The organism is Epilithonimonas hispanica, from assembly GCF_003385395.1.
Classification (GTDB): Bacteria; Bacteroidota; Bacteroidia; order Flavobacteriales; family Weeksellaceae; genus Epilithonimonas; species Epilithonimonas hispanica.
Genome location: NZ_QNUG01000004.1, coordinates 87,182 through 100,651, shown reverse-complemented (window position 1 = coordinate 100,651; position 13,470 = coordinate 87,182). Strand labels below are relative to the sequence as shown.

17 protein-coding genes are annotated in these 13,470 nt (G+C 34.5%); 9 read left to right on the top strand and 8 right to left on the bottom strand.

Going from position 1 to position 13,470, the window contains the following annotated elements; translation table 11 throughout:
• Positions 1–19 precede the first annotated feature (19 nt).
• The gene (locus DRF58_RS02680; protein ID WP_116032521.1) at positions 20–1,555 is read right to left on the bottom strand and encodes a hypothetical protein; all 1,536 of its coding nucleotides are present in this window, start codon (positions 1,553–1,555) and stop codon (positions 20–22) included.
• A gap of 148 nt (positions 1,556–1,703) precedes the next feature.
• On the opposite strand from DRF58_RS02680, the gene DRF58_RS02675 reads away from it, so the two are divergent.
• Genes DRF58_RS02675 through leuB form a run of 4 tightly spaced genes read left to right on the top strand, consistent with a single transcriptional unit; the run spans position 1,704 to position 6,027 of the window.
• Positions 1,704–2,867: a 2-isopropylmalate synthase gene (locus DRF58_RS02675; RefSeq protein WP_116032519.1), complete on the top strand. Its 1,164-nt coding sequence runs from the start codon at positions 1,704–1,706 to the stop codon at positions 2,865–2,867.
• A 7-nt stretch (positions 2,868–2,874) separates the two neighbouring features.
• Complete coding sequence (gene leuC / locus DRF58_RS02670; RefSeq protein WP_116032643.1) at positions 2,875–4,260, top strand: 3-isopropylmalate dehydratase large subunit; 1,386 nt, start codon at positions 2,875–2,877, stop codon at positions 4,258–4,260.
• Between the two features lie 56 nt (positions 4,261–4,316).
• Positions 4,317–4,922, top strand: a complete 606-nt coding sequence (leuD, locus tag DRF58_RS02665) for a 3-isopropylmalate dehydratase small subunit (RefSeq protein ID WP_116032517.1) — start codon at positions 4,317–4,319, stop codon at positions 4,920–4,922.
• The gene (gene leuB / locus DRF58_RS02660; protein ID WP_116032515.1) at positions 4,906–6,027 is read left to right on the top strand and encodes a 3-isopropylmalate dehydrogenase; all 1,122 of its coding nucleotides are present in this window, start codon (positions 4,906–4,908) and stop codon (positions 6,025–6,027) included. Before leuD ends, leuB begins: the two co-directional genes overlap by 17 nt.
• Before the next feature lie 97 nt (positions 6,028–6,124).
• Here leuB and DRF58_RS02655 read toward each other — a convergent pair whose 3' ends face one another.
• The 7 genes from DRF58_RS02655 to DRF58_RS02625 form a co-directional block, all read right to left on the bottom strand.
• Positions 6,125–6,622: a hypothetical protein gene (locus DRF58_RS02655; RefSeq protein ID WP_116032512.1), complete on the bottom strand. Its 498-nt coding sequence runs from the start codon at positions 6,620–6,622 to the stop codon at positions 6,125–6,127.
• Between the two features lie 159 nt (positions 6,623–6,781).
• Positions 6,782–7,285, bottom strand: coding sequence for a hypothetical protein (locus tag DRF58_RS02650; protein WP_116032511.1), 504 nt, complete (start codon positions 7,283–7,285; stop codon positions 6,782–6,784).
• Between the two features lie 222 nt (positions 7,286–7,507).
• A complete protein-coding gene (locus tag DRF58_RS02645) occupies positions 7,508–7,687 on the bottom strand; it encodes a hypothetical protein (protein WP_116032508.1) in 180 nt (59 codons plus the stop codon).
• 12 nt (positions 7,688–7,699) lie between these two features.
• The gene (locus DRF58_RS02640) at positions 7,700–8,311 is read right to left on the bottom strand and encodes a DUF4230 domain-containing protein (protein ID WP_116032506.1); all 612 of its coding nucleotides are present in this window, start codon (positions 8,309–8,311) and stop codon (positions 7,700–7,702) included.
• Positions 8,312–8,473: 162 nt separating this feature from the next.
• Entirely contained in the window at positions 8,474–9,019 is a 546-nt protein-coding gene (locus DRF58_RS02635) for a TlpA family protein disulfide reductase (protein WP_116032504.1), read from the bottom strand.
• A gap of 10 nt (positions 9,020–9,029) precedes the next feature.
• Complete coding sequence (locus DRF58_RS02630) at positions 9,030–9,494, bottom strand: pyrophosphohydrolase domain-containing protein (protein ID WP_116032502.1); 465 nt, start codon at positions 9,492–9,494, stop codon at positions 9,030–9,032.
• A 198-nt stretch (positions 9,495–9,692) separates the two neighbouring features.
• Entirely contained in the window at positions 9,693–10,832 is a 1,140-nt protein-coding gene (locus tag DRF58_RS02625) for an acyl-CoA dehydrogenase family protein (RefSeq protein WP_245955351.1), read from the bottom strand.
• Between the two features lie 119 nt (positions 10,833–10,951).
• Here DRF58_RS02625 and DRF58_RS02620 point away from each other — a divergent pair, with 119 nt between their 5' ends.
• The 5 genes from DRF58_RS02620 to DRF58_RS02600 all read left to right on the top strand — a co-directional run bounded on the left by DRF58_RS02620 (position 10,952) and on the right by DRF58_RS02600 (position 13,450).
• Positions 10,952–11,467 carry a ribonuclease domain-containing protein gene (locus tag DRF58_RS02620; protein WP_116032499.1) on the top strand — a complete coding sequence of 172 codons (516 nt, stop codon included), beginning with the start codon at positions 10,952–10,954 and terminating at the stop codon, positions 11,465–11,467.
• 10 nt (positions 11,468–11,477) lie between these two features.
• Positions 11,478–12,089 (top strand): zinc-dependent metalloprotease family protein, encoded by a 612-nt coding sequence (locus DRF58_RS02615; protein ID WP_116032496.1) that lies wholly within the window; start codon positions 11,478–11,480, stop codon positions 12,087–12,089.
• 1 nt (position 12,090) lies between these two features.
• The gene (locus DRF58_RS02610; protein ID WP_116032493.1) at positions 12,091–12,402 is read left to right on the top strand and encodes a barstar family protein; all 312 of its coding nucleotides are present in this window, start codon (positions 12,091–12,093) and stop codon (positions 12,400–12,402) included.
• Positions 12,368–12,844 (top strand): GNAT family N-acetyltransferase, encoded by a 477-nt coding sequence (locus tag DRF58_RS02605; RefSeq protein ID WP_245955350.1) that lies wholly within the window; start codon positions 12,368–12,370, stop codon positions 12,842–12,844. The genes DRF58_RS02610 and DRF58_RS02605 overlap by 35 nt, the downstream gene beginning before the upstream one ends.
• Before the next feature lie 102 nt (positions 12,845–12,946).
• Positions 12,947–13,450 carry a DinB family protein gene (locus DRF58_RS02600; protein WP_116032490.1) on the top strand — a complete coding sequence of 168 codons (504 nt, stop codon included), beginning with the start codon at positions 12,947–12,949 and terminating at the stop codon, positions 13,448–13,450.
• Positions 13,451–13,470: the final 20 nt, after the last annotated feature.

Here is a 13,470-nt window from a genome sequence, read left to right as displayed (position 1 = left end):
TTTTAAAGAAAATTAATATTTATTTGGTCTTAACTTTCTCTTTTATAATCTCAATAACATCTACATTTCTCACTTTCGATATGATCCATCCGTGGATATCGATGTACATCAGCGTTCTTTTGTCGTACCGGTTGTTTTCGGATTCTTCCAGTTGTGTTTCGAATTCTTTGAAAGCCAACATCTGTTCTTTCGAATTTTTATCACCGATTTGCTTGAAGAAATTCACAATATTGAAATGTAAATCCGAAGGGTTTTTCATCTTTTTAGCAAACTTCAATGTGTTTTTTACGAAGTCATCATAATCGTCATCAAAACCGGCTTCGAATTTTGCCATCAAAATCAAAATCCTCGTGTGGAAAAGCAAATCCTCCTGAATATTTCCTTTCGAATTAATGATTTTCAAACCGTATTTAATGGTGTTCTGATAGTTTTTACTTCCAAAATACATTGATGCAATTTTCAGATAAAGTATCAGCAAATGATGTTCATCCACTTTATCACGGAATTTTTCTATTTTCAATTCCAGTTCAGGAATCAATTTTGTGCCTTTGAAAAAATCTCCTTTGATGAAATACAGATTCATTAAAGTGTTATAATAATTAAGGAAAATCAAAGACTGTGAATTCTCGTTATGAACAAAAATCTCAGATTTAACAACATTATTAAACTTTTCAAAACTCTTCTCAATTCCTCTGATGCTACCATAAATAAACAAAATCTTGAACAGATAAGTATTTCCTTTGATATACCAAACCGGGTGGCTTTTTATCATTTCAGGATTCTGATGAAACAATTCTACCCATTGATAGGCATATTTCAGAGTGTATTTATAATCCTGCAAAAGCTGATTTTTCCAAACGTGAGCTTTGTAATACCAAAGTTTTTCTGTGAAATTCAGTTTGCTAAGGTCTATTTTTGTTACTTTTTTATCAAAAAAATCAATGGTTTTTTCTCGGTCTTCATCATTTTTGATGTAACCGTGCGTCAGCATTTCGCTGTATAATTTCAAGGACAAATTAGAAAGTTTGGTTGCGTATCTGTTTTGCTGACTTATTTCACTGGATTGTCGGATAAGTTCGTCTGCTCGTCCAACGATGCTTCGTGTAATAAATTGAGATTCAATGACTTTTTCGAGTTCAATGATTTCGGAAGCGATTGTTTTTTCATCCAATTCCAAAGCCGATTGTTTGGCTTTGTCTAAGATTTTCAAAGCTTGTTTGTGTAAACCTTTTTGATAAAGAATATTGGCAAAATCAAGTTGTTCCCGAAGTTGCATTCTATTATTCTGATGACTTGGATTGAGTCTCAGACTTACCAAAATCTGCTTGTAAAGATGCGCTTTCAGATTCGAAAGCTGTTGTTTCGAGGATATTTTTTTCTCAAGAATGATTTCCTCATTGTATTCCTTCATTTTGTCCAATTCAGAAAAGAGCAGAAGAAATTTTGCATCGACATTAATCCCGAGGCGATTGACGTATAGCTTAAATTGTCTCTTTTCCGAGGTGGAAAGTGACTTAATAAGGACAAATAAAAAATCTTTCTGTAATTCTGACATTGTAAAAATTAAATATTTAAATACTTGATAATTAATTTTTTATAAATTATTTTGAGCAAATCGAATATTGTATTTTTTAGAGTGTTTCTATTATAAACAATAAATCAAATTCTACTTTTGAACATCAAAATTAGATAAAAACTCTATTATGAATCCTGAAAAAATTGAAATTTTTGATACGACACTGAGAGATGGGGAACAAGTCCCAGGATGTAAACTGAATACGGAACAGAAATTAGTTATCGCAGAGAAACTCGATTTTTTAGGTGTTGATATTATAGAAGCAGGTTTTCCGATTTCCAGTCCTGGCGATTTTCAGTCGGTTCAGGAGATTTCAAAAATCGTAAAAAATGCTAAAGTCTGCGGATTGACGAGAGCTAATAAAAAAGATATTGAAGTTGCGGCGGAAGCTTTGAAATATGCTAAAAGACCAAGAATCCATACAGGAATCGGGACTTCGGATTCTCATATCAAATTCAAATTCAATTCTACAAGAGAAGAGGTTTTGGAACGTGCAGTTGAAGCTGTGAAATATGCCAGGAATTTTGTAGATGATGTTGAATTTTATGCGGAAGATGCAGGAAGAACGGACAATGATTTCTTGGCAAAAGTTTGTGAAGAAGTTATTAAAGCAGGAGCAACGGTTCTTAATATTCCTGATACGACAGGTTATTGTTTGCCGGAAGAATACGGAAGAAAAATCAAATATCTGAGAGATAATGTAAAAGATATTGATAAAGCTATTTTATCTTGTCATTGTCATAATGATTTGGGAATGGCAACCGCCAATTCGATTTCAGGCATTATCAACGGCGCCAGACAAATCGAATGTACAATCAATGGACTTGGCGAACGTGCCGGAAATACAGCTTTGGAAGAAGTGGTGATGATTATCAAACAACATCCAGACCTTAATTTCTTCACTGATATCAATTCCAAAATGCTGAACGAAATGAGTTATCTCGTTTCTGACTTGATGGGAATGCCGGTTCAACCGAACAAAGCGATTGTTGGTGCGAATGCATTTGCTCACAGTTCAGGAATTCATCAGGATGGCGTCATCAAAAACAGAGAAACTTACGAAATCATCGACCCAAGAGAAGTCGGAATCAATGAATCTTCTATTGTTTTGACTGCGAGAAGTGGACGTTCTGCTTTAGCATATCGATTCAAAAATATTGGTTTTGATGTGACAAAAGTAGAGTTGGACTTTTTGTATCAGGAGTTTTTGAAAATTGCCGATACTAAGAAAGAAGTTAATAATGATGATTTAAGTTATATGATGAAATCATTTAATCAAAAAATTGGATAGAAATAAAATGAGCCAAAACAAAACATTATTTGATAAAGTCTGGGATGCGCACGTTGTAGAAACCGTTCCGGATGGACCTCAGGTGATTTATATAGACAAACATTTGATTCACGAAGTGACCAGTCCGCAGGCTTTTGCAGAGTTGGAAGCGAGAGGTTTAGAAATCTTTCGTCCGAATCAGATTGTTGCAACAGCAGACCACAATGTTCCGACTTTGGGACAAGAACTGCCTATCAAAGACGAATTATCAAGAACGCAAGTTCAGCAATTGACTGAAAATTGCAAAAAAAATAACATCGAATTATACGGACTTGGACATCAATATCAAGGAATTGTTCACATCATCGCACCGGAATTGGGAATTACTCAACCGGGAATGAGCATTGTTTGCGGTGACAGCCATACTTCCACGCACGGCGCATTTGGTTCCATCGCTTTTGGAATCGGGACAAGTCAGGTAGCACAGGTTTTTGCAAGCCAATGTCTGTTGATGAACAAGCCAAAATCTATGCGAGTTTCTGTGAATGGAAAACTGAATAAAGATGTTCAGGCAAAAGATGTGATTCTTTACATTATTTCAAAAACCGGAACCGATGCAGGAACGGGATATTTCTGTGAATATGCCGGAAATGTCTTTGAAGAAATGTCGATGGAAGGAAGAATGACAGTTTGTAATATGAGTATCGAAATGGGGGCTAGAGGCGGAATGATTGCACCAGACGAAACTACTTTCAATTATATCAAAGACAGAACATTTGCACCAAAAGGAGAGGAGTGGACCGAGAAAGTAGCGTATTGGAAAACTTTGAAATCTGATTCTGATGCGGTTTTTGATAAAGAATTTGAGTTTGCTGCAGAAGATATCAAACCAATGATAACTTACGGAACCAATCCGGGAATGGGAATTTCCATCGATTCTAAAATTCCGACTGCTCAAAACGAATCTGAGGAAAAAGCCTTGAAATATATGGGTCTTGATGCCGGACAATCAACAGCGGATATCAAAGTGAATTATGTTTTCATTGGAAGTTGTACTAATGCTAGAATTGAGGATTTCCGTTCTGCCGCAGATTATGTTAAGGGAAAACAAAAGGCTGAAAATATTGTGGCTTGGCTGGTTCCAGGTTCACAACAAGTGGCAAAACAAATTTATGATGAAGGTTTGGATAAAGTATTTAATGAAGCGGGTTTTCAAATCCGTCAACCGGGATGTTCGGCTTGTTTAGCAATGAATGAAGATAAAATCCCGGAAGGTGAATATTGTGTTTCCACTTCCAACAGAAACTTCGAAGGTCGACAAGGTCAAGGTGCAAGAACACTTTTAGCAAGCCCGTTAACTGCGGCGAAAGTTGCTGTGGAAGGTAGAATTCCCGCTTTTGAAAACTTGAATTAATTATACACTGGAATTTAAAACATTGAATTTTAAATTTTGAACACTGAATTATAAGTATGCAAAAATTAGTTTTAATCAATTCTCAGGCTGTTCCATTGCCTAGTGAAAATATAGATACAGATCAGATTATTCCGGCGCGTTTCCTGAAAAGTATCAGCAAAGAAGGTTTCGGAGAAAATCTTTTCAGAGACTGGCGATATAATGTTCATACAAATGAGCCAAACGCTGATTTCGTTCTGAATAATTCTAAATATTCCGGAGAAATATTAGTGGCAGGAAGTAATTTTGGATGTGGAAGCAGTAGAGAACACGCGGCTTGGGCGCTCACAGATTACGGTTTCAAAGTCGTTGTGTCCAGTTATTTTGCAGATATTTTCAAAGGAAATGCGCTTAACAATGGACTTCTTCCTGTGAAAGTTTCGGAAGGATATCTTAAAGATTTAATAGAAACGATTACTCAAAATCCTTCAACTCAAATTACTGTGGATGTTGAAAAACAAACCATTTCTTTTAATAATAGAACAGAAAATTTCGAACTCGATTCTTATAAAAAAATATGTCTTTTGAATGGCTATGACGACATCGATTTTTTAACCAGTAAGAAAGAAGCTATCCAAAAATTTGAACAACAAACACAGAAAGTATATGAGCAAAACTTATAAAATAGCAGTTTTAGCAGGCGACGGAATCGGTCCTGAAGTTACCAAGGAAAGTGTGAAAATATTGAAAATAATCGGTGAAACTTTTCAATATAAATTCCAATTCGATTATGGAAGTGTGGGAGCAGAAGCTATTTATCAGACAGGAAATCCACTGCCGGATGAGACTTTGGCATTGTGTAAAAATTCTGATGCTGTTTTGTTTGGAGCAATTGGTGATCCAGCATTTGACAATAATCCTGATGCAAAAGTTCGTCCGGAGCAAGGTTTATTGAAATTGAGAAAAGAATTAGGATTGTTTGCGAATATCAGACCGATAAAAACCTACGCTTCTTTGATTAAAAAAAGTCCGTTGAAAAAAGAAATCGTTGATGGAACGGATATTCATATTTATCGTGAGCTGATTAGCGGAATTTATTTCGGGGAAAAATTCACGGATGAAAATGGTGAATATGCTTACGATCTTTGCAAATATTCCAGAGAAGAAATCATTGGAATTACACATTTGGCATTCCAAGATGCGCAGAAAAGAAAGAAAAAACTGACATTGATTGACAAGGCTAATGTTCTAGATACATCCAGACTTTGGAGAAAAATCGTCAAAGAAATAGCTCTGGAATATCCGGATGTTGAATTAGATTTTATGTTTGTGGACAACGCTGCGATGCAAATGATTCTCAATCCAAAACAGTTTGATGTGATTCTTACAGAAAATATGTTTGGTGATATTATTTCAGACGAAGCCAGTGTAATTGGCGGTTCAATCGGATTATTGCCGTCAGCTTCTATTGGTGAAAATAATGGACTTTTTGAGCCAATCCACGGTTCTTATCCTCAAGCAAAAGGAAAAGGAATTGCAAATCCAATTGCTTCAATTTTAAGTGCTGCGATGTTGTTGGATTACCTTCAATTAAATGTCGCTGCAGAGAAATTGCGTCAAAGTGTAGAACACGCAATCGAAAGCAAATTTGTAACCGTTGATTTGAATGCTGAACAAAATTACTCAACTTCAGAAGTTGGAGATTTCATCGCAGATTACATCAGTTTCTCGGAAAAATCTTATTATAATTACGAAAATATCCAATTGGGAAAATCCACAATTGTATAAATATTAATATGAAACCAATAAAAAAGAACCGAAGAAATTCGGTTCTTTTTTTGCTATTTATAAAAATTACTCCCTTCAGGATTGGGGAAATAATTTTTTAATCTTTATTTCCCAAAGAATCCATTTCATCTACCATTCCTTCTTGTATAGTTGTCGTCGCTTTTCTGTCATCTGTGAAATACAAATCATTTTTAGCCTTGGCAATGATTCTTGCTTTTTTTGATTCGGAAATGGGATATTCTGTATGAGTATTTGGATGTTTTCCAGCCAAGTAACCTCTGGTTTTTTCTTCCACATCTATTGCGCCATTATCGTCTAGGATTGCTTTTGCTGCATTGGCATCTTCTTCGGTTTCTGTATAAACTGTAATGGTGTTGCTATCGATACTCGCGTATTCATAACGGTCTTTTTCAACAACATCTCTATCAAATAACCAGTCAAAAAAACTTGGCTTCTTCTCAGTATCAACTTTTTCAAGCGCTTCGATTTCGGACTTCGAAATCGTATATTCGTACAAACCCGCGTCTTCCAGTTTTGTAATCACATCTCTGCTTTCTGTTTCATTGGGGAAAATCCCGATAATCGTGTAAGACATAATAATATTTTTTTGGTGTTAAACATATTTGTCATTTGTTAAACAAAAATTGTGGCAGAAAGCAGAAATTCATTATTATTTAACAAATTTTAAGGTTTTGGGCGCCTTTATCCGTCCTCAGTTCTCGCTTTGTCACTGTCTTAGGTGCTCTTAATCATTTTACTTGAATTTTGTAAATACCAATCCATCGATTTCATCAGATATTCTTTTTTCGTGATGAGAATGTGGTTTTCTATTGTTTGTAAAGAATAGATTGTTCTTAGCTTTTGCAATGATTTTGGCATTTATACTTTCAGAATTCGAATAATTTTGTAACGTTTCGGAATGATTTTCAAACATATAGTCTCTAGTTTTCTCTTCTACATTCACTGCGCCATTGTTGTCTAGGATATCTTTCACGATGTGAGCGTCTTGTTCTGTTTTCAGATGTACGGTAATCGTGTTGTGGTCAATACTTGCATATTCGAAACGGGCAATATCGAGGTGGTCATCATCAAATAACCAATTCCAAAACCCATTTTTCTTCTCAATGGCTGCATTTTGTGAAATTTCCTCATCAGAATGAGAAAGAATGTAGTCATTGTAACCTGCGTTTTCCAATTTTAAAAGGACTTTATCAGCTTCCATCTGATTCGGGAAAAGTCCTACTACAATATAAGACATAGCTGTAATGTTTTTAAGTGAAACGGAATTTAAAGAACACAGCGAAATCAAATTGTTAACGTTTGATTTTCAGTGTTAAATATACATTAATTTCTTAAACAAAATCAGTTTTACTAAACTTTTTATGGTTTTTAGATTAAACAGATGTTTTATTTTGACAATTTTCAATAAAAAATCCTTTCAAAATTTTGAAAGGATTGATGAATTATTTTAATAAATAAATTACTTTTCTGTATTCTCGGTTTTTCCGTCTTTATTGATTTTCGAACTTTTGTCAATATCTTGTTTATCAATATCAGGCGGATTTTTTTTATCAGAAGCAGCAGGAATATTTTTAAAATCTTCGGTCTGCTTTTTATTTTCAGAATTGTTACTGTTTTCGGATTTTTTATCAGGATTCATAACGTTGGTTTTTTATAATTCGGTGGAAGGAAAAGTGTTAGTTTTGTCTTCTATCGAATAATGCAAGGCTTTTGCCAAAACAAAAATTTCGTTAAGATTTTCTTTAAGTTGTTTTTTACTTTGCTGTTTCAGACTTTCTTGATTCACGCTTTTTGCCATATTTTTCTTGGCAGATTCCATAATGCTGTTGATATCACTTTGTTTGAATCTATTCACCGCATAATCATCCATAAAATGAATTTTCACATCGGGAAAAATTTTGATTTCGGGTTGGGGCAATTCATTAATAATCACTTTTTTGCTAACTGTATCGATATCGATTTTCATTCTTTTCAAGTCGTAGGAAACCTGAGCTTTTGCAGTGGTATAAAGAACCATTTCTCTTGGCAGAATATCAAAACCTGCAACTGTGGCAGCAGAACTTTTGTGTGTCTGAAAACTGGAAAAATCCTGTTCCAAAACTACCATTTTGTTCATTTTTTGGATTTGATTCGTAATCAGATAATAATCTTGATTTACGAGTGCGCCTTCATCTTTTTTGTTGCAACTTCTCCACGACAGAAAAACGAAAACAGTTAAAATGATTCCGAAAATAAATGAAAGTAGTCCTGTGTATTTATTCATTGATTTAGAATTTATCAGCAATGTTTAATTAATAAAAAATATAAAACCACATAGGCACATAGAAAAAATAATTCTAAAAAAGATTAAATAGAAATAAAATACTATTTAATCTTTTAGCTATGTGTCTATGTGGTAAAAAAAAACATTTTGAATAATTTAGTTTTATTTAAACAAGCCTGAATTATTATCTTTTTTCAGAATGTTAAGCAAATCTCTTTCCAAATAGCCTGTTTCTGGCATTTCTGTGATTCTTCCGATTTCTTTTCCATATTTTTTCACGATGATTGTCGGAACTAGAGTGATGTTATACAAACCTTCTTCGCCGGCCGGAGATTCTTTTTTTCTATTGACTGCGATAATTTGCATTTTCTCAGTATTGTATTTCAAGGTTTCCAGAATTTTAATCAATCTCGGAAATTCTCTATGGCTATCCTCGCACCAGCTTCCCACAAACACAACCAAACTGTAAGAATTAAGTTTTTCTTTTTTCAATTCTGCCAAACTCGATTGATCAATCTGATAACGATTATATTCTTCATCAAACCAAGTTTTGAAAGGTTCTTTTCGGAATTGGTCTAGCGTCTGAGTTCCAAGCAACATTTTGCCATCATTTTTGGATTCTACTTCACGATTGACAATCACTCTTTCTGCACAAGAATTAATAGTCATTAATGCAATAATTCCCAATAAAATCGAAATTTTTTTCATCCTGAGTTTTTTATTTTAATAACGAAGCAATGTCCGCAGCAGAATAATATTTGTTCTTAAGAACTTTGTTGTCTGCAACTCTGTGAACATTGTATTTGTTCCCAGATTTTTCGTAATAAGCATCGGTTCCTTTGTCTTTGTAGAATTCTACAGTTTCCTGAGCCTGAACTTCATTATCACAAGCTTTGGACATATTAGAACGGTGAACTTCATTGAACAACTCCACGAATTTTTCTCCCAAACCAAACTCCAAAACAGCACCGCTCAAAACATACTGCAAATCACAAAGTGCATCAGCAACTTCTACCAAATCATTGTCTTCAATGGCTTTTTTTAGTTCGTCCAATTCTTCTTGTAGAAGACTAACTCTCAATGCAGCACGTTCTTTTGAAGGAATCTGTGGCGTGTCAAGAATTGGAGCATTGAAGGTTTTGTGAAATTCGGCTACCTGATTCAGGCTATCTAATTTTTCCATTATTTTTCTAAAATTTTAACAAATATAAAAAATGCCGTCCAAGGAGACCGCATTTATTTTTTATTAACCACAAAAGCCACAAAAGAAATTTAAAAAAAATAAAAGTTCAAAAAAGTCTAATAATTTAATTAGTTTCTTTTTGAACTTTTAAAATAAACTTAAAGCTTTTGTGACTTTTGTGGTTTATTAAAATATATTCTAATCACAAATATCCCTTCCAATCACCAATCTCTGGATTTCAGAAGTTCCTTCGCCAATTGTACACAATTTAGAATCTCTATAGAATTTTTCCACTGGGAAATCTTTTGTATAGCCATAGCCACCGAAGATTTGAACAGCATTGTTAGAAATTCTTACGCAAGCTTCGGAAGCGTATAATTTTGCCATTGCACCTTCGCGCGTCATTTTTTGTTTCGCATTTTTCAGGTCAGATGCTCTTCTGATTAACAATTCTGATGCATCAATTTCTGTTGCCATGTCCGCCAACATAAAGTTAACCGCTTGGAAATTCGAAATTGCTTTTCCGAACTGATGTCTTTCCTGAGCATATTTAAGAGCAGCTTTGTAAGCACCTCTCGCAATTCCCAAACTTAATGCTGCAATAGAAATACGGCCTCCATCCAGAATTTTCATTGCTTGTTTGAAACCGCTTCCAACTTCGCCCAATCTATGAGAATCTGGAACACGAACGTTGTCGAAAATCAACTCAGCAGTTTCGGAAGCACGCATTCCTAATTTATTTTCTTTTTTACCAGAAGTGAAGCCAGCCATTCCTTTTTCCAAAACAAATGCTGTGGAATTATTTTTTGCGCCTTTTTCTCCGGTTCTTGTCATTACAACTGCAATGTCTCCGGAAATAGCGTGTGTGATAAAGTTTTTGGCCCCGTTGATGATCCATTCATCACCATCTTTTACAGCTGTGGTGGACATTCCGCCTGAGTCAGAACCTGTGTTGTGTTCTGTCAATCCCCAAGCTCCAATCACTTTACCGGATGCTAATTGTGGCAGCCATTTTCTTCTCTGTTCTTCATTCCCGAATTCATAAATATGATTCGTACAAAGTGAATTGTGTGCCGCAACAGATAATCCGATGGAAGGGTCAACCTGAGAAATTTCGTCCAAAATGGTCACATATTCCTGATAACCAAGACCAGAACCGCCATATTCTTCGGGAATTACAATTCCCATAAAACCCAATTCTCCCAATTGATGAAACAATGCTACAGGAAAAGTCTGGCTCTCATCCCAATCCATAATGTTCGGGCGAATATTTTTTTCAGCGAAGTCTTTTGCCGTTTCGGCTATCATTTTTAAGTTATCCATAGTTTGGGTTTCCATATTTTTATCTTTGTGCCAAAATATAGAAAAATTAGGCTAAGCACAATTTTTTTTAAAAGTTTGTTTTTTCTTCTGTAAGAATCAAGGTTTTCATTATTTTAGCGCATAAATCTTCATCAATGAATCCAAAACTGAAAACCCTGTTTTTCTTTCTCATCGGCGCATTTGCCGGAATATTGACTATGTATCTCATTTCGAATTACCGAATCGAAAGGAAGTCGGACGTTGGAAGTCAGAAGACCGAAGTTGCGCAATCTGAGAATAAATCCGAAACTAAATTTGGTGCTGAAAAACCTTCTGAAGAAAGTTCATTAGAAGATTTGACAAATGAAACAAAAGTTATTTCTTTCGTCAAGTCCAATCATAAATTGCCCGATTATTATATCACAAAATCCGAAGCGAAAAGTAAAGGCTGGATTCCGTCCAAAGGAAATCTATGTGATGTTTTAAAGGGAAAAGCAATAGGCGGCGATAAATTCAGTAATCGTGAAAAACAATTGCCAAAAGGCGAACAATATTACGAAGCTGACGTCAATTATAATTGTGGAAACCGAAATGCAGACCGAATTGTCTTTACTAAAAATGGAGAAGTTTGGTTAACAAAAAATCATTATAAATCGTTTGAGAAACAATAATTGATTTGAAATGAAAATTTTGTTGGTAAACTTTCTTTTTGCAGTTCTTTTTTTAGTTTCGTGTAATGAAAATCAAAAAACTGAAATTACAAAAACAACTGAGAGAATTGTAATTCAGCTTCAGCCTTTTAAAGATATGAAGATGAATGAAGTTGATAATATTGCAAACCATATTGAAAAGATTTATCCGAATGTTGAAGTTTTGAAGGAAATTGATTTTCCGAAAAATTCATATTATCAACCTAGAAATAGATATAGAGCAGACTCAATAATAAAGTTTTTGAGTTCTCAAACAAAAGATAATTTTATCAAAGTTGGACTGACAACAAAAGATATCAGTGCAACGAAAGGAAGTGTAGAAGATTTTGGAATAATGGGCTTAGGATATCGTCCGGGAAAAGCTTGTGTTGCATCATCTTTTCGATTAAATCCTTCAAAAAGAAAAGAGCAGTTTTATAAAATAATCATTCACGAGATTGGGCATACTCAAGGGTTGAAACATTGTCCGGAAAAAACTTGTTTTATGCGAGATGCGGAAGGTGGAAATCCAACAGATGAAGAAACCGATTTTTGTGACAATTGTAAAGATTTTTTAAAGAATAAACATTGGAAATTTAATTAAAATGAAAGAAATATATATTGACTTCGCTAACATTGGCGATTACGAAGATTTTTATACAGAACTGAAATCTAAATTAGAATTACCAGAATATTTCGGAGATAATCTGGATGCGCTTTCGGATGTGATTTCCGGAGAATTGGAAATGCCACTTCATATCGAATTTGTCAATATGAGTGTGGACCAACTGGAAACTTTTGAAGACCTTCTAACAACCTTGGAAGATGCAGAAGATGAGGTAGCAGGTTTCACCTTTACTTATTACCTTGAACAATACGAAGATGAGGACGCAAATTCTGATGATGATGAAGACTAATACAAGAAAAGCGACCATCGACGATTTGTCTCAACTCGCACAATTGTTTGATGAATACAGAATGTTTTATCATAAAACATCTGATTTTTCAGCAGCTCAACAGTTTTTGTCCGAGAGATTGCAAAACAATGATTCTGAGATTTTTGTAGTGGAAGAGGACGGGAAATTGGGCGGTTTTGTTCAATTATACCCATTATTTTCATCCACAAGAATGAAACGTTATTGGTTGCTGAATGACCTTTATGTAAATTCAAATTCTCGTGGAAAAGGTTATTCTAAAGTTTTGATAGAAGAAGCAAAAGTACTTTGCAGAACATCCGATTCTTGCGGAATGTATTTGGAAACCGGAAAAGAAAATAGGATTGGAAATCAGTTATATCCAAGTGCAGGTTTCAAAAAATATGATGAAGTGAATTTCTATGAATGGGAAGTTGGTAATTAATTATGAATGATAAATTATAAATGATTATTGATTTTATTCATATTGAAAGGGCTTCGAGAGCCTTAGCCTGACAACAGACAACTATAAACCAACAACTAAACTATGACAGAATTCGATAAATACATCCAACGTTACCTTGATTTGGTTCCTTCGGAAAACTGGATTGAAGAACTTAAAATAACTTCAGACGCAACTTTAGAAATCTATGAATCACTTTCCGAAGAACAAGGAAATTATGCTTATGCAGAAGGGAAATGGAGTTTAAAAACACTCTTGCAACATCTTATTGATACAGAAAAAGTATTTGCTTATAGAGCTTTGAGGTTTTCAAGAAAAGACCAATCCTTAGTTTCGGGATTTGATGAAGAAGCTTGGGCGGACAATTCTTATGCAGAAACTCGAACTTTAAAAAGTCTGATTAAAGAATTCAAATTAACCAGAAAATTATCGATTAAATTCTTTAAAAATCTTCCCGAAGAAGCACTTCAATTGATTGGGATTGTGAACGGAAATGACATCAAAGTAGAAACAATCGGAAAACTAACCGTTGGTCACAACATTCACCATTTGAATATCATTAAAGAAAGATATTTACCGAATCTTTGAATTTGAGAGTCGGAGAGTTT

Coding starts and splice junctions, on each gene's coding strand:
- DRF58_RS02645 (WP_116032508.1), bottom strand. CDS start 7,687: ATGAATCCTGATAAAAAATCCGAAAACAGTAACAATTCTGAAAATAAA.
- DRF58_RS02630 (WP_116032502.1), bottom strand. CDS start 9,494: ATGGAAAAATTAGATAGCCTGAATCAGGTAGCCGAATTTCACAAAACC.
- DRF58_RS02625 (WP_245955351.1), bottom strand. CDS start 10,832: ATGGAAACCCAAACTATGGATAACTTAAAAATGATAGCCGAAACGGCA.
- DRF58_RS02610 (WP_116032493.1), top strand. CDS start 12,091: ATGAAAGAAATATATATTGACTTCGCTAACATTGGCGATTACGAAGAT.
- DRF58_RS02655 (WP_116032512.1), bottom strand. CDS start 6,622: ATGTCTTACACGATTATCGGGATTTTCCCCAATGAAACAGAAAGCAGA.
- leuB (WP_116032515.1), top strand. CDS start 4,906: ATGAGCAAAACTTATAAAATAGCAGTTTTAGCAGGCGACGGAATCGGT.
- leuC (WP_116032643.1), top strand. CDS start 2,875: ATGAGCCAAAACAAAACATTATTTGATAAAGTCTGGGATGCGCACGTT.
- DRF58_RS02605 (WP_245955350.1), top strand. CDS start 12,368: ATGAGGACGCAAATTCTGATGATGATGAAGACTAATACAAGAAAAGCG.
- DRF58_RS02640 (WP_116032506.1), bottom strand. CDS start 8,311: ATGAATAAATACACAGGACTACTTTCATTTATTTTCGGAATCATTTTA.
- DRF58_RS02650 (WP_116032511.1), bottom strand. CDS start 7,285: ATGTCTTATATTGTAGTAGGACTTTTCCCGAATCAGATGGAAGCTGAT.
- DRF58_RS02675 (WP_116032519.1), top strand. CDS start 1,704: ATGAATCCTGAAAAAATTGAAATTTTTGATACGACACTGAGAGATGGG.
- DRF58_RS02620 (WP_116032499.1), top strand. CDS start 10,952: ATGAATCCAAAACTGAAAACCCTGTTTTTCTTTCTCATCGGCGCATTT.
- leuD (WP_116032517.1), top strand. CDS start 4,317: ATGCAAAAATTAGTTTTAATCAATTCTCAGGCTGTTCCATTGCCTAGT.
- DRF58_RS02635 (WP_116032504.1), bottom strand. CDS start 9,019: ATGAAAAAAATTTCGATTTTATTGGGAATTATTGCATTAATGACTATT.
- DRF58_RS02680 (WP_116032521.1), bottom strand. CDS start 1,555: ATGTCAGAATTACAGAAAGATTTTTTATTTGTCCTTATTAAGTCACTT.
- DRF58_RS02600 (WP_116032490.1), top strand. CDS start 12,947: ATGACAGAATTCGATAAATACATCCAACGTTACCTTGATTTGGTTCCT.
- DRF58_RS02615 (WP_116032496.1), top strand. CDS start 11,478: ATGAAAATTTTGTTGGTAAACTTTCTTTTTGCAGTTCTTTTTTTAGTT.